This is a genomic window from Nocardia sp. CA-119907 (assembly GCF_050955995.1).
Lineage (GTDB): Bacteria > Actinomycetota > Actinomycetes > Mycobacteriales > Mycobacteriaceae > Nocardia.
In genome coordinates this window covers 5,759,750-5,780,791 of sequence record NZ_CP192091.1, presented here as the reverse complement: position 1 = coordinate 5,780,791, position 21,042 = coordinate 5,759,750, and the positions used below count along the sequence as shown (strand labels likewise).

1 protein-coding gene and 2 pseudogenes are annotated in these 21,042 nt (G+C 67.0%); all 3 read left to right on the top strand.

Annotation, left to right across the window (positions count from 1 at the left end):
• Nucleotides 1-21: 21 nt before the first annotated feature.
• Nucleotides 22-5,529 (top strand): type I polyketide synthase, encoded by a 5,508-nt coding sequence (locus ACQP2D_RS25455; protein WP_433678425.1) that lies wholly within the window; start codon nt 22-24, stop codon nt 5,527-5,529.
• A 93-nt stretch (nt 5,530-5,622) separates the two neighbouring features.
• Nucleotides 5,623-15,657, top strand: a pseudogene (locus tag ACQP2D_RS25450) (SDR family NAD(P)-dependent oxidoreductase); the annotation flags it as partial.
• 145 nt (nt 15,658-15,802) lie between these two features.
• Nucleotides 15,803-21,007, top strand: a pseudogene (locus ACQP2D_RS25445) (SDR family NAD(P)-dependent oxidoreductase); the annotation flags it as partial.
• Nucleotides 21,008-21,042: the final 35 nt, after the last annotated feature.

Sequence of the window (21,042 nt, the reverse complement as noted above, 5' to 3'; positions counted from 1 at the left end):
CGAAATCTATTGAGGGGGACCATGAATACTTCCACGCAGGATCTCGTCGAAGCACTACGCAAATCGGTCCGGGAAAATAAGCTGCTCCGGAAAATGAACGAGGAGGCGCTGTTCGCGCAGCGGGAACCGATAGCAATTGTCGGTGTCGGGTGTCGTTTCCCCGGCGGCGTTGCCTCGGCAGCGGAGTTGTGGGAGCTGGTTGCGGGCGGCCGGGAGGCCACCGGAGAGTTCCCGGTGGATCGGGGATGGGATCCGGATCTCTACGACCCCGATCCCGATGTGGCGGGTAAGTCCTATACGCGGTCGGGCGGGTTCGTCTATGACGCAGGAGATTTCGACGCGGCATTCTTCGGGATCAGTCCACGCGAGGCCGTGGCGATGGACCCCCATCAGCGGCTGCTGCTCGAAACGTCCTGGACCGCATTGGAAGACGCGGGTATCGACCCGATGTCGCTGCGTGGCAGCAGTACCGGGATCTTCGCCGGGTTGATCGATCAGGGATATGGCGCCGGGCCCGAGCGCAGCGTGGACGTCGAGGGACTTCGGCTCACGGGGTCCACCGCGAGCGTGGTATCGGGTCGGGTGGCGTACGTGCTCGGCCTGCAGGGACCTGCCGTGACGATCGATACGGCGTGCTCCTCGGCGTTGGTGACCACGCATCTGGCCTGTCAGTCATTGCGTTCCAGGGAAAGCGACCTGGCTCTGGCGAGCGGGGTGACCGTGGTGTCCTCGTCGGAAGTCTTCGTGGAGTTGAGTAGGCAACGCGCGATTTCGCCGGATGGACGGAGCAAGTCGTTCGCGGCCTCGGCCAATGGCACCGGCTGGTCGGAAGGGGTGGGAGTGCTTGTCCTGGAACGGCTGTCGGATGCCAGGCGTAACGGTCACCGGGTGTTGGCGGTGGTGCGTGGCAGTGCCGTGAACCAGGATGGCGCGAGCAACGGCCTGACCGCTCCGAACGGCCCGGCACAGCAGCGGGTCATCGATGCCGCCCTGGGGAATGCGGGGCTGTCGGCCGCTGACGTGGATGTGGTCGAAGCACACGGCACCGGCACCAAATTGGGCGATCCGATCGAAGCGCAGGCGATTATCGCAACCTACGGGCAGGGGCGGCCGGTGGATCGGCCGCTGTGGCTGGGTTCGGTGAAATCCAACTTGGGCCACACCCAGGCGGCGGCCGGTGCTGCCGGGGTGATCAAGATGATCATGGCCATGCGGCACGGCGTGCTGCCGCGGACTCTGCACGTGGATGCGCCTACCCCACATGTGGATTGGTCGGCAGGCGCGGTGCGGCTGTTGACCGAGGCTCGGCCGTGGGACACATCCCCGCAGCGGCCGCGGCGGGCGGGTGTCTCTTCGTTCGGGATCAGTGGCACCAACGCTCACGTAATTCTCGAGCAGGTGCCCGAGTTCGATCCGCAGCACCCACGTGACTCCGATCCGTCGGGTGCCGTGGAGAGCTCGGCTCGAATGCCGTGGGTGGTATCGGGCCGCACCCCCGCCGCGCTGGCGGCACAGGCCGAGCGATTACAACAGTTCGTATCGGCGCATGCGGACGCGGAAATCTCCGACATCGCGGTGGCGCTGTTGCGGCGGTCGAGGTTCGAGCATCGCGCCGTGGTGCTCGGCACCGGTCGCGACGACATGCTGACCGGATTGTCGGCATTGGTGCAGGGGACACCCGCAGTCGATGTGGTGACCGGTCGAGTGCGCACCTCTGGCGGGACGGTTTTCGTGTTTCCCGGGCAGGGCTCGCAGTGGGTGGGTATGGGCCGTGAGCTGCTGGATTCATCGCCGGTGTTCGCGCGGCGGATGGGTGAGTGTGCGGCGGTGATTCAGCCATTGGTGGATTGGCCGTTCACGGCTGCGGTGCGGGGATCGGCGCAGGCACCGTCGCTGGAGCGTATCGAGGTCCTACAGCCGGTGTTGTTCGCGATGATGATTTCGCTCGCCGAAGTGTGGCGTTCGGTCGGCGTCGAACCGGATGCGGTGGTGGGGAGTTCGCAGGGGGAGATCGCGGCGGCGTGTGTTGCCGGATGCCTGACCCTGGAGCAAGCTGCGCGCATCGTGGTGGCCCGGTCACGGTTGTTCGCCGAGGAGATGGTGGGGCGTGGGCACATCGTTTCGGTGGCGGCGCCGGAGTCAGTGGTGGCCGAGCGGTTGGCCGGTGTGCCGGATGTCTGGCTGGCCGGAGTCAACGGTCCGGCCGCGGTGACCGTCGCGGGCGCCACCGAGGCGGTCGATGGTTTGGCAAAGACTTTGCATGACAGTGGGATTCGAGTTCGGACGGTGGCGTCGTCGGTAGCCTCGCATTCACCGATGGTGGAGCCGGTGCGGACGAATGTGCTCGATCTGCTGTCTTTCGTTCGTCCGGCGCCCGGTTCGGTGGCCTTCTATTCGACCGTATCGGCACAAAGCACGGATGGCCGCGAACTGGATGCCGAATACTGGTACGGGAACTGCCGATATCCGGTGCTCTTCGAGCGCACGCTGCACCAGCTCCTCCACGACGGATTCGACCGCTTCATCGAAGTGAGTCCGCATCCGGTGCTGGTCATGGCGATCGACGAGATCGCCGCCGACCGGGGAGTCGCGGTGTCGGCGACGGGCTCCATCCGACGGGACGAGGGCGGTTGGACGCGCTTGTCGACCTCCATGGCCGAAGCCTTCACCGCGGGCGTGGAGGTGGATTGGCGGGTGTTGTCCGGCGGTCGTGGTCGGTGGGTGGAGTTGCCGGCGTACGCGTTCGAGCGGCAGCGGTATTGGTTGGAATCTGTTCGGGGTGGTGGTGATCCGGCGGCGTTGGGTTTGGCCGGCGCGGGGCATCCGTTGCTGGGCGCGGTGCTCGACAGCGCTGCCGACGGCGGTGTGGTGCTGACCGGATCGTTGTCCCTGGCAACGCAATCCTGGCTTGCCGACCACAGCGTGCACGACACTGTGATCTTTCCCGGGGCAGGGCTCGTCGAGCTGGTCGCCGCGGCGGGTGATCGGGTCGGTTGCCCGGTGGTGGGTGAGCTGGTGTTGCAGGTGCCGCTGGTGCTGCCCGAGCGCGGGGGCGTGCGGATTCAGATCGTGGTCGAGGACGAGCAGGATTCCGGCGAGCGGACTGTCCAGGTGTTCTCCCGTCCCGATGATGATGGCGCGCAGGGGGGTTCGTGGACGCTGCACGCGCAGGGCTCGCTGCGTCGCGAGGGACTCGTGATCGCGGTGCCCGAGTCGGCGCGTTCGTGGCCGCCGCGGGATGCGGTGCCGCTGGACGTCGACGGTTTGTATGCGCGTCTGGCCGAGCGTGGCTATGAATATGGTCCGGCGTTTCGGGGTTTGTCGGCGGTGTGGCGTGCCGGTGATGAGGTCTGTGCCGAGGTGAATCTGCCGGAGTCCGTTGCCGGGCAAGCGGGTTCATACCATGTTCATCCAGCATTGCTGGACGCGGCACTGCACGCCGCCTTCTTCGCCGGACCCGAGCAGGCAGCGCCGGAACTGCTGCTGCCCTTCGCCTGGAGCGGGGTAACCGTGCACGCCCACGGTGCCAGGGCGGTGCGGGTACGCGTCACGGCAGGCACAGGCACGGACGGCGGGACTTTGTCGCTGGTGATGGCCGATGACGCCGGACATCCAGTCGTGACAGTCGGCGAACTGGTGCTCCGGCCGGTCTCGCAGGAGCAGCTGAGCGCGGCCGCACGCGGCCGGACCCAGGTACTGCACCGGGTGGACTGGGTTGCGCTGGACGCCGCCGAGCCCGCCGAGGGGGTACACCTGGAGCGCCGGATCGATCTCGACGCTGCAGATGCCCTGTTGCAGGAAACGGCGGGCGACGGATCGGTGCCTGTGCCGGGCACGTTGGTGGTGGAGTGCCGTGTCGTCGGTGGTGTCGATGTGGTGTCGGCGGTGCATGTGGTGGTTGGTGGGGTGTTGTTGGTGGTGCAGCGTTGGTTGGCTGGTGGTGGGGGTCGGTTGGTGGTGGTGACGCGGGGTGCGGTGGCGTGTGGTGGTGGGGAGGTGGTGTCGGATGTGGTGGGTGCGGCGGTGTGGGGGTTGTTGCGGTCGGCGCAGTCGGAGTATCCGGGGCGGATCGTGTTGGTGGATGTGGAGGATTGGGATTCCGATTTGCCTACGGGTGAGTTGTTGGGTGTGGAACCGCAGTTGGCGGTTCGTGGGGGAGGAGTTCGTGTGCCGAGGCTTTCTCGGATGGCGGACGCGGCGTCGTCGTCGGTAGGTGATTTTGGGGCGGGGACTGTGTTGGTGACCGGTGGTACCGGTGGTTTGGGTGCGGTGGTGGCTCGGCATCTGGTGGCTGAGTACGGGGTGCGGCATTTGGTGTTGGTGAGTCGTCGCGGGTTGGCGGCGCCGGGTGCGGTGGAGTTGGTGGGGGAGTTGGCCGGATTGGGGGCCGAGGCCGAGGTGATCGCTTGTGATGTTGGTGATCGGGATCAGTTGGCGGGGGTTGTCGGTGGAATCTCGGCGGATCGTCCGTTGACCGGTGTGGTGCATGCGGCGGGTGTGCTCGATGACGGTGTGCTGTCGTCGTTGACGGTGGATCGGGTTGATGCGGTGTTGGCGGCGAAGGCTGATGCGGCGTGGTTTTTGCACGAGTTGACGGCGGATCTGGGTTTGGCGGGGTTTGTGTTGTTTTCGTCGGTGGCGGCGACGTTGGGTACTGCGGGTCAGGCGGGTTATGCGTCGGCGAATGCGTTTTTGGATGGTTTGGCTTCGTATCGGCGTGGTTCGGGTTTGGCGGCTACTTCCATCGCCTGGGGACTCTGGGAGCGATCCACAGAAATGGGAGCCCATCTCACTGACACCGACCTGGCGCGCCTGGAACGTGCAGGGGTGCAGCCGCTTTCGGACGAGCAAGGTCGAGAGCTATTCGATCTAGCTGTCGCGCAGGCGAATACCCCGGTCGCGATCGCCGTACGGCTGAACCGGTCCGCGCTCCGCGACCAGTTCGCCGCCGGTGGCAGTCCGCTGCTGCGTGGGCTGATGCCCATGCGCAGGTCTGCCGCGTACGAACCGGGCGAGCGGTCCTTCGCTGCCCGCCTGGTCGATCTCGACCATGAGCAGCAGCACGAGGCGATCCTCGAACTGGTCCGCCGCCAGGCTGCGGCCGTGCTGGGATTCTCGACCGAGGATGGCGTCGAGTCGGATCATTCCTTCAAATCGCTCGGATTCGATTCGTTGCGGGTCCTGGAGTTCCGGAACCGACTCGAGCCGACAATCGGCCTCAGCTTGCCGGTGGCCGCTGTCTTCGACCATCCCACTCCGCGTGCATTCGCCGCTTTCCTGCACCGGACCGTGCTCGGAACCGATTCCACTGCGGCGGGATCCAGTTATGACGAGGAATCGGAACTGAGGCGGATTCTGCTCGACATCCCGATATCGAGACTGCGGGAAACCGGACTGCTGGGGCGCCTGCTCGAACTGGCCGGTACGGCCGAGCCCGATGGCGAATTGGCCGGCGGCGACATCGACGCGATGGATGTCGATGCCCTGCTGTCGCTGGCTCGCGACTTGACCGAGTCCGAGGGTTTCTGACCCGTCCGCACTGGACTGTTGAACTTCATAAACAGAGGAATGCTCGAAATGGCAGAGAACGAAGCCGAAATCCTCGACATGCTGCGTGCATCGATCAAACAGGTGTCCGCGCTGCGCCGGGAAAATCGAAAGCTGTTGGCGGCCAGGGTGCCCGAGCCGATCGCGGTGGTCGGGATGGGGTGCCGCTTTCCCGGTGGCGTGGTTTCGGCGGAGCAGCTGTGGGAGCTGGTGGCGGGTGGCCGGGATGTGGTCGGTGGCTTCCCCAGCGATCGAGGCTGGGATGTGGCGGGATTGTTCGATCCCGATCCCGATCCCGGTGCGGTGGGCAAGTCGTATGTGCGTGACGGTGGATTCCTATATGACGCGGGGAAATTCGATGCGGCATTCTTCGATATCAGCCCGCGGGAGGCGGCTGCGATGGACCCCCAGCAGCGGGTGCTGCTGGAAACAACCTGGGAAGCACTCGAAGATTCCGGCATCGATCCGGTGTCGTTGCGCGGCAGCAGCACCGGCGTATTCGCGGGGGTGATCGACCAGGGCTACGCGGCAGGCCCGGACGTGACCCCGGAAGCCGACGGCTTTCGGATGACGGGATCCACCGCGAGCGTCGTATCCGGTCGGGTGTCGTATGCGCTCGGTCTGGAAGGGCCTGCGGTGAGCGTGGATACGGCGTGTTCGTCGTCGTTGGTGGCGCTGCATCTGGCGTGTCAATCGCTGCGGTCGGGAGAGTCGGCGCTGGCGTTGGCGGGCGGCGTCACCGTGATGGCCACGCCGATCGTGTTCACCGAGTTCTCGCGGCAGTCCGGCCTGTCCTGGGACGGGAGATGCCGGGCGTTCGCGGGCGCGGCGGACGGGACAGCGCTTTCCGAAGGGGCGGGTGTGCTCGTCCTGGAGCGGTTGTCGGATGCACGACGCAATGGCCGGCGGGTGTTGGCGGTGATCCGTGGCTCGGCCATCAATCAAGACGGCGCCAGCAATGGGCTGACCGCCCCGAATGGTTCTTCGCAGCAACGAGTTATCGGCGCCGCCCTGGCGAATGCGGGTTTGTCGGCCGCTGACGTGGACGCCGTCGAAGCCCATGGGACCGGAACCAAGCTCGGCGATCCGATCGAGGCCCAGGCGATCATGGCCACGTACGGGCAGGGGCGTGCGCACGACGATCCGTTGTGGCTGGGTTCGGTGAAGTCCAACCTGGGTCATACCCAGGCAGCAGCCGGTGTCGCGGGCATCATCAAGATGATCATGGCCCTGCGGCACGGAGTGCTGCCGCAGACCCTGCACGTGGATACGCCTACCCCCCATGTGGACTGGTCGGCGGGTACGGTGCGGTTGCTGACCGAGGCCCGGACGTGGAACGCGGTGGGACGGCCACGCCGGGCCGGTGTCTCGGCGTTCGGAATCAGCGGCACCAATGCCCATGTCATCCTCGAGCAAGCCGCCGATCCCGACCCGGCCGAGGGGCCCGATGCCGTTGCGGGACCGGTGGTTTCGCCAGTCGTTCCGTGGGTGGTGTCGGCCAGGTCTCCTGCGGCTCTACGTGATCAAGCCGAGCGGCTGTTGGAGTTGGCGTCGGGGGACGCGGATCTGGATGCCGCCGATCTGGGGGCATCGCTCCTGCGGCGGACGGTATTCGAGCATCGGATGGTGGTGCTCGGCCGTGACCGCGGCGAGTTGATCGCGGGGCTGCGCCGGGCCTCGCAAACGGAGTCCGGACCGGCTGCCGGTGTGGTCCACGGAAGGGTGCGACCGCCCGGCAAGACGGTGTTCGTGTTTCCCGGACAAGGCGCGCAGCGCACCGGCATGGGGCGGCAGCTTCATGCCGAGTTCCCGGTATTCGCTGCGGCTTTCGACGAGATCGTCGCCGAATTGGATCGGTATCTGCCCCGCCCGCTACGCGAGGTGCTCTGGGGTGATGACGAAAAGCTGCTCGCTCGAACAGATTTTACTCAGTCCGGTCTGTTCGCGGTCGAGGTCGCGCTGTTCCGGCTGCTCGAGAGTTGGGGCGTGCGACCGGACTACCTACTGGGGCACTCGATCGGTGAGATCGTTGCCGCGCACGTGGGTGGGGTGCTGTCGCTGCCGGATGCGTGCCGGTTGGTCAGCGCCCGCGGGCGGTTGATGCAGTCGTTGCCCGCCGGCGGTGCGATGGTGGCCGTCGAGGCCGGTGTCGACGAGGTGGCACCACTACTGACCGAGGGGGTCGATATCGCGGCCGTGAACGGTCCGCGGGCAGTGGTGCTCTCGGGCATCGAGGCGGCGGTCGCTGCCACCGAACAGGTGCTGATCGAGCAGGGACGCCGGACACACGGGTTGCCGGTGTCACACGCCTTCCATTCGGCGCTGATGGAGCCGATGCTGGGGCAGTTCGCACAAGAGCTGGCCGGAATCACCGTGTCGCCCGGTCGCATTCCGATCGTATCCAACCTGACCGGTGCGTTGGCCGGGCCAGGGTACGGGTCGGTGGACTATTGGGTCGAGCATGTACGCCGGCCAGTGCTTTTCGCCGACAGCATCCGGGTGCTGCGGGAGTTGCAGGTCGAACGGTCCGTCGAGATCGGGCCCGGCACAACGCTCACGGCACTGCTCACCGGCCAATTGCTGCCCGAGGACCGATCGTCCACGGCCGAGCAGACAGTCGTTTCGACGCTGCGTCGAAACCTGGAGGAGTCCGTCGCGGTCCTCACCGCCGTGTCCAAGGTCTTCGTCACGGGCACACCGGTGGCCTGGCCTGCGCTGCTGGGGCGCCCGCGGAGTTGGATTCCGCTGCCCACCTATGCCTTTCAGCACGAGCACTACTGGCTGGACCGGCCGCGACCCGGCGCGCCCGAGGACAACCCCGCCGCGGAGGTCGATACCGCCAGACACCCTCTTCTCGCGGCTGTCACGGGAAATCCCTTCGGCGACAACGACACAGTGCCGGAGTTCGGCGACGCACTCGCGCAACTGCTCGGCGGCCTCGGACCGCTCGCTTTCCTCGAGTGGGACGGGCTACACGGCCTGGACTGGATTCCCATCGGCAGCCCGGCCGCGGCGAGCGACGCGGAGCGCACCTCGGACATTCAGGTGGTGCGGTGCCGGCCGACGCCGTTGCCGGACCAGTATGGGAGCGTTCCGGACGCGGTCGACGGCGTGCCGACAGCCGTGCACCAGAGCGTGCACGACGTGCTCCGCGCGGTGCAGACCTACCTTGACGACCGACGGTTCCCCGATATCCCCTTGGTGGTGGCGACGCGGTTCGCGGTCGCCTGCGACCAGCGCGGCGTGCGTGATCTGGGCGGGGCGGCTGTCTGGGGATTGGTCAGGTCGGCCCAAACCGAGCATCCCGGCCGCATCGTGCTCGTCGACGTGGACGACTGGGAGACACCCGAATCGGCACTCGCAGCCGCCGCTTCCTGTGGTGAGCCGCAGGTGGCGATACGGTCCGGGCAGTTGCTCGCACCTCGCATGGAGGTTGTCGCGGTGCGGGCACCTCTGCAATTGCCCGCCGACGACGCACCGTGGCAGCTGAGCGTCGCCGCACCGGGCGGACCGGAGCGTGTCTCGGTCATCGAAGACAGTGCGCACACCGAACTCGCACAGCGGGAAGTCGCGGTTGCCGTGCGAGCCATCGGATTGGGCGCGCGAGATATCGCGACGGCCATGGAAACCGGACGTGCCGCGGCCGCGGCACTGGGATACGAAGCGGCTGGCGTCGTGGTCGGCGTCGGCGCGGGAGTCACCGAACTGAGCGTCGGTGAGCGCGTTGCGGGCGTCTTCGACAATGGAATCGGTTCGGTCGTCGTTACCGATGTGGATCGGCTTGCCCGCATCCCCGCCGGGCTTTCCTTCGCCCAGGCCGCGGCGATTGCCGATCAGCTCAGCACCGCTTCCGATCAGCTCAGCACCGCGGACGCCGCGGATGCGCGGATTCGATTGCCGGAGATACGAGTATCGGATCTTCGGCGGGCACCCGAGATCGTCCAGCGACTGTGCCGGGAACAGCTCGGCGGCAAGGATGTTCTGTCGGTTCCGACGGATCTCGCCGCGGGCACGGTGTTGGTGACCGGTGGTACGGGCGGTTTGGGTGCGCTGGTGGCTCGGCATCTGGTGGTCGGCCATGGGGTGCGGCAGCTGATGCTGCTGAGTCGTCGTGGGTTGGCGGCGCCGGGCGCATCGGAGTTGGTGGATGATCTCGTCGGGCTCGGTGCGCAGGTTCGGGTCGTCGCCTGTGATGTGGCGGATCGGTCGGCGTTGCAGCAGGTGTTGGCCGGGATTCCTGCGGAACACCCGTTGACCGGTGTGGTGCATGCGGCCGGGGTGATCGACGACGGTGTGATCGGGTCGTTGTCGGTGGACCGGATGGATGCGGTGCTGGCGGCGAAGGCGGATGCGGCGTGGCATCTGCACGAGTTGACCGTCGGTTCGGATTTGGCCCTATTTGTGTTGTTCTCGTCGGCTGCCGGTGTTCTGGGTGGGCCGGGGCAGGGCAATTACGCTGCGGCGAATGCGTTTTTGGATGGATTGGCGTCGTGGCGTCGCGGGCAGGGCTTGCCAGCGGTATCGATGGCGTGGGGACTGTGGGACATCGCCAGCGGGATGACCGGAAGCCTGGAGGCCGCGGATGCGGCACGGTTGCAAGCCGCGGGGCTGGTCGCGATGTCGGTCGAGCAGGGTCTCGGCTTGTTCGATGCGGCACTCGAGTCCGATCGGGATCTGCTCGTCCCCGTGCGGTGGGACAAGGCCGAATTGCGCGCTGCGGGCGATTCGCTGCCACCGATGCTGCGCGAGCTGGTGCCCGCATATCGATCCGGCCCGGTCCAGGACACCCCGGTGACCGGACTCCAGCACCACCTGGCCGGGCTCGATCCGGAGGAACAATTGCGGGCGGTGTCGGCAGAGGTGCGGGCGAATGCCGCGGCGGTACTGGGACATGCCTCGGCAGCGGCGATCGATCCCGACAAAGAATTCGGCGCACTGGGATTCGACTCGCTGACCGCGGTGCAATACCGGAATCGTCTGGAAGCGGCTACCGGTTTGCGATTGTCGCCGGCCATGATCTTCGACCACCCGACACCGCGCACGCTGGCGCGATTCGTTCTCGGAGAACTCACGGGCACAGCGCCTCGGCCCGTGCAACCACTCCGGGCCGCGGCCCTCGATGAGCCGACAGCGGTCGTGGGTGTCGGCTGCCGCTTTCCGGGAGGAGTGGTTTCCGCGCAGGATCTATGGCAGGTCGTGGCCGGCGGCCGCGATGTCATCGGCGACTTCCCGGCCGACCGCGGCTGGGACGTGGCGGACCTGTTCGATCCCGATCCCGATGCGGCGGGCAAGTCCTCTACGCGCTCCGGTGGATTCATCTACGACGCAGCAGATTTCGATGCCGAGTTCTTCGATATCAGCGCACGTGAGGCGATGGCCATGGATCCCCAGCAGCGGGTGCTGCTGGAAACCTCCTGGGAGGCATTGGAAGACGCCGGGATCGATCCGGTGTCGTTGCGCGGCAGCAGCACCGGTGTCTTCGCCGGGCTGTATGTGGCGGGCTTGGCCACCGAGGGATACGCCGGAACCGGCTGGATGGCGAGTGCCGCTTCGGGCCGCCTGTCGTATGTGCTCGGTCTGGAAGGGCCTGCGGTGAGCGTGGATACGGCGTGTTCGTCGTCGTTGGTGGCGCTGCATCTGGCGTGTCAATCGCTGCGGTCGGGGGAGTCGGCGCTGGCATTGGCGGGCGGAGTGACGGTGATGTCACCACCCGACGTGTTCGTCGAGATGAGCCGCCAACGCGCGCTTTCTCGTGATGGCCGGTGCAAGTCTTTCGCGGAGTCGGCGGACGGGACCGGGCTTTCCGAGGGGTCGGGTGTGCTGGTGCTGGAGCGATTGTCGGATGCGCTGCGCAATGGTCGCCGGGTGCTGGCGGTGGTGCGTGGTTCGGCGGTGAATCAGGACGGTGCCAGCAACGGTTTGACCGCTCCGAACGGTCCGTCGCAGCAAAGGGTCATCGGTGCGGCGTTGGCGAGTGCGGGTTTGTCGGCTGGCGAAGTAGACGCGGTCGAAGCTCACGGCACGGGAACCACACTGGGCGATCCCATCGAGGCGCACGCTTTGCTGGCAACCTATGGGCAGGGGCGGGCGACCGATGATCCGGTGTGGCTGGGTTCGGTGAAATCCAATCTCGGCCACACGCAGGCGGCCGCCGGGGTCGCGGGGGTCATCAAGATGATCATGGCGATGCGACACGGTGTGCTGCCGCCTACCCTGCACGCGGATACGCCTACCCCGCATGTGGATTGGTCGGCGGGTGCGGTGCGGTTGCTGACCGAGGCTCGGGTGTGGGATGTTCCGGTGGGTCGGCCACGACGTGCGGGTGTGTCGTCGTTCGGGATCAGTGGCACCAATGCGCACGTGATCCTCGAGCAGGCACCCGAACCGGATCTGGAATCTGAAGACCGTGGGGTGCAGGGTGTTTCATCGGTAGTGCCGTGGGTGTTGTCGGCGAAGTCGGCCGCGGCGTTGCGTGGTCAGGCCGAGCGGCTGCTGGAGTTCGTTTCCGCGGACCCCGCCCTCGATGCCGCTGATGTCGGGACGTCGCTGCTGCGGCGGTCGGTATTCGAGCACCGAGCGGTAGTCCTCGGTCACGATCGCGACGAACTCCTCCACGGCTTGGCGTCGGTCGCGCGGGCCGACGCAACAGCCGCCGACCCGGTACTGGGCGTACGGACACCGGGCAAGACGGTGTTCATCTTCCCCGGGCAGGGTTCGCAGTGGATCGGTATGGGACGCGACTTGCATACCGAATTCCCGGTGTTCGCAAAGAAATTCGACGAAGCCGTGGCGGAACTGGATCGGTATCTGCCGCAGCCGTTGCGGGAGGTGATCTGGGGCGAGGACGAAACGATGCTGGCCCGAACGGATTTCGCCCAGGCGGGATTGTTCGCGGTCGAGGTGGCACTGTTCGAGCTGCTCTGCGATTGGGATGTGCGACCGGACTACCTGATCGGGCATTCCATCGGTGAGGTCGCCGCCGCGCATGCGGGCGGGGTGTTGTCGCTGTCGGACGCATGTCGGCTGGTGGGTACCCGCGGGCGGCTGATGCAGGCGCTGCCCGCTGGCGGGGTGATGGTCGCCGTCGAAGCCGAACTCGACGAGGTAGCAGCGCTCCTGACCGACGGCGTCGACATCGCCGCCGTGAACGGACCCCGAGCCCTGGTGCTGTCCGGGACCGAGGACGCGGTCACGGCAATTGGCCGCACTTTGGCCGATCGCGGCCGAAGAACCCGCCGGTTGCGGGTCTCGCACGCATTCCATTCCGCGCTGATGGACCCGATACTCGGCGAATTCGCCGCCGAGCTGGCCGGGATCGGTGCGGCACAGGCCGAGATTCCGATCTTCTCGAACCTGACCGGCGAATTGGCCGGCGACGGTTACGGATCAGCGGACTACTGGATGCGGCACGTGCGCATGCAGGTGCGGTTCGGCGATAGCATCGAGCTGTTGCCGGGCTTGGGTATCGATCGCGCGGTCGAGGTGGGGCCTGGTGCCGCACTGACGGCAATCGTCGCCGAAGCACACGGACGGGACGCCGTATCGGCGATGGCGCTACTGCGCGCCCACCTTCCGGAGATCCCATCGTTGCTGACCGGCGTGAGCGAGTTGTTCGTGGCCGGCGCCGCGGTGGACTGGAACGCGGTGTCAGGTGTGCGCGGCCGTCGAGTGTCCTTGCCGCCGTACGCATTTCAGCGACGCAGGTATTGGCCCTATGCCGCGCCCGAACCAGGTGACGCGTCGGCGCTGGGGTTGGGCGCGATCGAGCACCCGGTGCTGGGCGCCGTGGTGCCGACCCCGGCCGACGGCGGGATACTGCTGACAGGACAGTTGTCGCTGGCCACCCACCCCTGGCTGGCCGATCACGCGGTGCGCGGCGTTGTGCTTTTCCCCGGCGCCGGTTTCGTCGAACTGGCCATGCGCGCCGGCCTGGAGGCGGGGTGCGCGACCGTGCGGGAATTGGTACTGCGTGCGCCGCTGCTGATTCCGGATCAAGGACGGGTGCAGCTGCAGGTCGTGGTCGGCGGGCAACAGGAATCCGGTGACCGGCCGTTGGCGGTTTACGCCCGAATCGGGGGCGGAAATATCGTGGACAGTCCTTGGACGCTGCACGCGGAGGGCGCACTCGGTACCGCGGACACCACGGCCGTGCCGGTCATGAGACAGTGGCCGCCGGAAGACGCGACGGCAGTGGATCTTTCCCGAGCCTACGATCGGCTCGCCGATCGCGGATATGGGTACGGTCCGATGTTCCGAGGGCTGCGAGCGGTCTGGCGGCGCGGCACCGAGATATTCGCCGAAGCCGAACTGCCGCAAGGGTTGCCGGACAGCGCGGACGGATTCCAGATCCACCCGGCGATCTTGGACGCCGTGCTGCACCCGCTCGTTGTGGCGGCGGAGCAACCCGATGCCGGCGCAGCAATCTTCCTGCCGTTCGCGTGGACCGACATCACCCGACACGGCACCGCGGACTCGACCGTGCGGGCGCGGATCGTTCGTGCGGGAGACGGTTTTTCGGTGACGGTGACCGATCGTTACGGCGACCCGGTGCTGTCGGTGGGTGGTCTGTCGTCGCGGCCGGTCAGTAGCGGACAACTCGGCGCGACTCGGTACGGCGACGCACTGTTCGAGATCGCGTGGGACGAGGCGCCTGTCGCGGGATCCAATGCGACGGTGCGGGATTGGGCCACCGTGGCGGACTCCGATGAGTCGGCCGATGTGGTGGTTCTGCGTGTCCCGGCCGATGCGCCGGTACGTGAAAGCGTCGGTGTGGTCTTCGCGGTGCTGCAGCGTTGGCTGGCCGCGGAGCGGTTCGCCGCGGCACGGCTGTTGGTGGTCACCACGGGGGCGGTCGCGGTGCCCGGCCGAGCGGTTTCGGATCCGTCCGCCGCGGCGGTGTGGGGTCTGGTGCGGTCGGCCCAGTCGGAGAATCCCGGACGGTTCGCGCTGGTCGATACCGATGGTTCGGTGGATACGGCGCTGGTGGCAGGGTCGGACTCGCCGGAGCTGGTAGTGCGGGAGAAGCGGGTGCTGGCGCCGCGACTGGCCCGGATTCCGATGGGCTCGCGGGCACGCCGGCGGTTGGACCCTGCGGGCACCGTGTTGGTGACCGGGGGCACGGGTGCGTTGGGTGCGCTGGTGGCGCGGCATCTCGTGGTCGAGCATGGCGTGCGGCGTTTGGTGCTGGTGAGCCGTCGCGGGCCGGCGGCGCCGGGTGCGCCGGAGTTGGTGGACGAACTCACCGATTTGGGTGCGCTGGTGCGGGTTGCGGCGTGTGATGTGGCGGATCGGTCGGCGTTGGCGCAGGTGCTGGCCCAGATTCCTGCCGAGCACCCGCTGACCGGTGTCGTGCACACGGCCGGGGTGGTCGACGACGGCGTGATCGGTTCGCTGACGGCGGATCGGGTTGACGCGGTGTTGGCGGCGAAAGCTGAAGCGGCATGGCACTTACACGAGTTGACCGCTGGTTCGGATTTGGCGTGGTTCGTGTTGTTCTCCTCTGCGGCCGGGGTTTTGGGTGGTCCGGGTCAGGGCAACTACGCGGCGGCGAATGCGTTCCTGGACGGGTTGGCGTCGTTGCGTGGTGCTCAGGGATTGCCCGCGGTGTCGATGGCCTGGGGACTGTGGGATGTTGCCGGCGACATCACTCGACATCTGACCGCCGCGAACACGGCCCGAATGCGGGCCATCGGAATCAGCGCGATACCGGTCGAAGCAGGCCTCGCGTTGTTCGACGCGGCCCTGGATTCCGGCCTCGAACTGGTCGTTCCGATGCCGTTGGAGATGGCGGGGTTGCGTGCGGCCGGGGATGCGCTGCCCCCGTTGCTGCATGCGCTGGCGCCCCGTCGTCCCACACAGCGCGCGCCCGAGACCGGGCTCGGCCAACGACTGCGAAATCGCACCGCGGACCAGCAGCGCGAACTCCTGCGCGAGCTGGTCGTCGAGGAAGTCACGAAAGCATTGGGCCGGAGCCGCGTTGTTCGGATCGATCAGAGCTTCGACGAACTCGGATTCGACTCCTTGGCCGCGCTCGAGCTGCGCAACAGCCTCGCGCACAGTGTCGGGGTGGGATTGCCCGCGACGCTGCTGTTCGACTATCCGACTCCGGATGCGGTGGCGACGCAACTGCAGGCGGTCATTACCGGATCCGATCCACAATTCTCGGGCACCGAAAAGCCCGTCGCCGATATCGATGCCTTCGACGGTATGAGCGAAGACGAACTATTCGAGCACGTCATGCGGAACAGGTGAGCAGATGCCCATTTCCAGAGAGAACCTAGTCGAAGCCTTGCGCGCCGCCGCGAAGGAAAATGAACTGTTGCGCCGGGAGCCGATCGCCGTCGTGGGTATCGGCTGTCGCTACCCAGGTGGGGTGCGGTCGGCGGACGGTCTGTGGGACGTGGTCGCGCAAGGCCGGGATGTCGTCGGTGATTTCCCCACGGATCGCGGTTGGGATCTGGCCGGGCTGTACGACCCGGATCCGGAAGCCGCGGGGAAAAGCTACGTGCGCGAAGGTGGGTTCCTGTACGACGCAGGGAAATTCGATGCCGGGTTCTTCGGCATCGCCCCGCGCGAGGCGGTCGCGATGGATCCCCAGCATCGGCTGCTGCTGGAAACATCCTGGGAGGCACTGGAAGACGCTGGCATCGATCCGGTTTCGCTGCACGGCAGCGCGACCGGTGTCTTCGCAGGGATAATGCACCACGAATACGGACTGCAATGGGGGCCCGGTCCTTCGGAGCTGGAAGGGTATCTCGGCAGCGGTAGTGCGGGCAGTATCGCGACGGGCCGGGTGTCCTACACGTTGGGCCTGCAGGGGCCGGCGGTGACGATCGATACCGCCTGCTCCTCGTCATTGGTTGCGCTGCACCTGGCGTGCCGGTCACTGCGGTCGGGAGAGTCGACGCTGGCGCTGGCAGGCGGTGTGACCATCATGGCAACGCCGGGTGTCTTCATCGATATGAGCCGGCAGCGGGCGTTGTCGCCGGATGGCCGGTGCCGGTCGTTCGCGGACCAGGCGGATGGCACGGGGTGGTCGGAGGGTTCGGGAGTTCTTGTGTTGGAACGACTCTCGGACGCGCGGCGCAATGGTCGGCGGGTGCTGGCGGTGGTGCGTGGTTCGGCGGTGAATCAGGACGGTGCGAGCAATGGTTTGACCGCGCCGAATGGTCCGTCACAGCAACGCGTTATCGGTGCGGCGCTGGCGAGTGCGGGGTTGTCGGCCGGCGAGATGGACGCTGTGGAAGCCCACGGAACCGCGACAGCGCTGGGCGATCCGATCGAGGCACAGGCGTTGCTGGCGACGTATGGGCAGGGGCGGCCTAGCGATGATCCGGTGTGGTTGGGGTCGATCAAGTCGAATATGGGTCATACCCAGGCTGCTGCTGGTGTTGCCGGGGTGATCAAGATGGTGATGGCGATGCGGCACGGTGTGCTGCCGCGGACGTTGCATGTGGATGCGCCGTCGTCGCATGTGGATTGGTCGGTGGGTGCGGTGCGGTTGCTGACCGAGGCGCGGGCGTGGGATGTTCCGGCGGGTCGGCCGCGACGGGCGGGTGTGTCATCGTTCGGTATCAGCGGCACCAACGCGCATGTGATCTTGGAGCAGGCGCCCGAAACCGACCCGGCACCGACCACTTCCGTTGCGGGGGAGCCGGATTCGCCAGTGCTCGCATGGATTGTCTCGGCCAAGAGCGCACCTGCGCTTGCGGGTCAGGCGGAGCGGTTGCGGCAGTTCGTGTCGGCGAACGAGGGGGTCGATGTCGCTGATGTGGCGGCAGCGCTCCTGCAGCGGTCGGCGTTCGAGCACCGTGCGGTCGTACTCGGTAGCGGCCGCGACGAGCTATCGGCGGGATTGTCCGCATTGGCGCAGGGATCCCCGGCCGCCGGTGTCGTACAAGGGCAGGTGGCGACGGGCAAGACCGTGTTCGTCTTTCCCGGCCAGGGTGCACAGTGGGCCGGCATGGGGCGTGACCTTCATGCCGAGTTCCCCGTATTCACCAAGGCATTCGATGAGGTCGTCGCGGAACTCGATAGGCACCTGCCTCGGCCGCTGCGGGAAGTGATCTGGGGTGCCGATCGAACATTGCTGGCACGAACGGATTTCACGCAGGCTGGGCTGTTCGCGGTCGAGGTTGCCCTGTTCGCGCTGCTCGAGAGCTGGGGCGTGCGACCGGACTACCTGATCGGCCATTCGATCGGCGAGATCGTGGCCGCCTACGTGGGCGGAGTGCTGTCGCTGCCGGATGCCTGCCGATTGGTCGGCGCGCGTGGGCGATTGATGCAGGCACTTCCGGCCGGCGGGGCCATGCTGGCGGTGGACGCCTCGGTGGACGAGGTGTCGGCGGTGCTACCGGAGGGTGCGGATATCGCCGCGGTGAATGGTCCGCGCGCCGTCGTAGTGTCCGGGACCGAGGCCGCGATTGCCGTGGTGGAGACGCACTTCGCGGCTGTCGACCGCCGGTCGCGCCGCCTGCGAGTGTCACATGCCTTCCATTCGGGGCTGATGGCGCCGATGCTCGACGAGTTCGCTAGGCAATTGGCGGGAATCGTGAACTCTCCCACCCGGATTCCGATCCTCTCGAATCTCACTGGCGAACTGGCCGGCGATGACTACGGAACCGCGGACTACTGGGTGCGGCATGTGCGGCGGCCGGTCCGATTCGGTGACAGTGTCGGTCTGCTGAGGCAGTTGCGGGTAAGCCGGTCCGTGGAGGTCGGGCCGGGTACGACGCTGACGGCCATGCTCAGCGGACAGCTGGACGGGGCGGGGGCGACGGCGGTGCCGACGCTGCGGCGCAACCTCGGCGAGCGGGTCACGGTGCTCACAGCGCTGTCCACCCTGTTCGTCACCGGCGTGCCCGTTGCGTGGTCCGCTGTGCTCGGTGCGCCTCGGCGGTGGATCTCGCTGCCGACCTACGCCTTCCAGCACCAGAACTACTGGCTCGAGGCGCCCGAACACCGGGCGGCGCGACCGAATACCGGGCCCACCCGGACCGCACGCGCGCTCACGGTGGCCACTCCTGGTGCTACCGGCCGCGACGAGACCATGCCTGCGCACGGCTGGTTGTTCGAGGTGGTCTGGGATGAAGTGCGGCCTATCGCCGCTACCGGTGCGGTGCTTCAGGATTGGGAATCCGTTACGAAGTCGGCAGCACCGGCTGATGTGGTGGTCTTCCGAGTGCCGACGCGTGTGCCGGTGCGCGCACAAGTGGGTGTGGTGCTGGGGGTAGTGCAGCGGTGGCTGACCGAGGATCGGTTCGACGGTTCGCGGTTGATGGTGGTCACCGAGGGCGCGGTGGCGCTGCCCGGTTCGGGGGCCTCGGATCCGGTCGCGGCGGCGGCGTGGGGATTGGTGCGTTCGGCGGAGGCGGAGAATCCGGGCCGGTTCGTATTGGTGGACACCGATGGTTCGGTGGATCCGGAGGTGCTGGCGGGGTCGGATCTGCCGGAGCTGCTGGTGCGGGACGGTCGCGTGTCGGCGCCGCGGCTGGCTCGGATTCCTGCTCGGACTACGTTGGAGGGCAGTGGCTCCGGACAGCTGGCCGCCGATGGCACGGTGCTGGTGACCGGCGGTACAAGTGGGCTGGGCGCGTTGGTCGCGCGGCATCTGGTTGCCGAGCACGGGGTGCGGCATATGGTGCTGGTGAGTCGTCTCGGTCCGACGGCGCCGGGTGCGTCGGCATTGGTGGCTGAACTCGCCGAATCCGGTGCGCTGGTGCGGGTTGTGGCGTGTGATCTGGCGGATCGGTCGGCCCTGGAGCGGGTGCTGGCCGAGATTCCTGCCGAGCGCCCGCTGACCGGTGTCATTCACGCTGCGGACGGGGCCGACGCGGCTCTCATCACCGGGACCGACGCCGAAACCGTTGCCGCGAGCCTGGTTCCGAATATCGACGCAGCGATCAACCTGCACGAACTGATCCGGGATCGTGCCGAGACGCTGTTCGTGACGTTGTCGTCCGCGAGTGGGCTCGTCTACTCTGCGGCGCAGGCGCCCGTCGCCGCCGCTGGAGCCGTTCTGCATGCGCTCGCGCAGCAGCGCCGAGCCATGGGACTGTCCGCGGTCGCGCTGTCCGTCGGTCCCGTCGAGGGTGTCGGATTCGGTGCGCTGGTCGATGAATTGCCGCTGGAGCGCCTTCGGCGGCAAGGGGTCGAACAGTTCCAGGCATCGGAGATCGGCGAGGTGTTCGATGCGGCTCTCGGCGAGGCATCGCCTGTGTTGCTCGTCCCGATCAAGATCGGCCCAGCGCCGCACACGCACCTGGCGAGCGGGCACGTGCCACCGTTGCTGGCGAACATTGCGACCGAAGCCCGGCGCGGGGCGCACCTCGTGGGAGACCGGGAGCTCGGCGGCGATCGGTCCGTACGTCCGGACGAGCTACCCGAGGTGATCCGGAAGATCGTCGCCACGGTGCTCGGCTACGGCAGTCCCGAGGCGCTCGATCCCATGCGGTCACTGGTCGAGATGGGAATGGATTCGCTGAGCATGCTCGAAATCCAGAGCATGCTCACCAGATACACCGGCGTGAAGGTGGCGCCCACCATCATCGCGCAGTCGGAGAATCTGCACGAGCTGAGCGAGCAGGTGCTGGACGCGATCGGCAAAGACGGTGTCGGCACGAGCGCGTCGCCGAGGCAACGCGACGGGGTGTGGACGTGGTTGATAGCGGCATTCCAGTCGGGTCGGTACGAGGCCGGGTTCCAATTCCTGAATGCCGCTGCCGCCCTCCGCCCTACGTTCGACAGTTTGGCAGCGCTCGGCAAGACGCCGGCACCGGAGGCGCTCTCGACCAGCGCCTCAGGCCCGCGCCTCATCGCACTGACCATCCCGGCGCTGACCGGTGGCATCCGGCAGTACGGCAAGATCGCGCCGCATCTGCAGGACCGGCTCGAGGTCGTCGAGATGCCACTGCCAGGCTTCGCCGCGGACGAGCAATTGCCGCAGAACCTGGAGATCGCAGTGGAGTTCCTGGTGCAGGCGGTGCTCGAGGTGGCGCAGGGCGATCCGTTCCTGTTGAGCGGTTATAGCTCCGCCGGTGTTATCGCCTATGCGGTCGCCCGGCGGATCGAGGCCCTCGGCGCATCGAATCTGCACGGAGTGATCATGCTCGACAGCTACCTGCCGACTACAGATGGGTGGGGCGCTCCAATAGAATTCATCATGGACGGCTCATTGGCGCAGCGGCTGCCCCTCCTCTCGGACATGTTTGCCGAGCAACCCGAGGAGGCCGAGGCATGGCTGACCGCACGAGCGGTCTGGGGCTATTACCTGAAATCGATCGACGGCCAGCAGATCGGCGCACCGGTGCTACAGATTCAGTGTGCGGTGCCGCGTTCCAGGCCATCCGACGAAGGAACCATCGAACTGCCGTTGACGACGCGATGGCACGACGTCCACGATCTCCGGCCCGTGCAGTTCGATCATTTCAACGTTGTGATCGACGGCGCCGCCGAGGTGGCCGAGGAAATCGCGGGCTGGACACAGGCCAGGGTGGC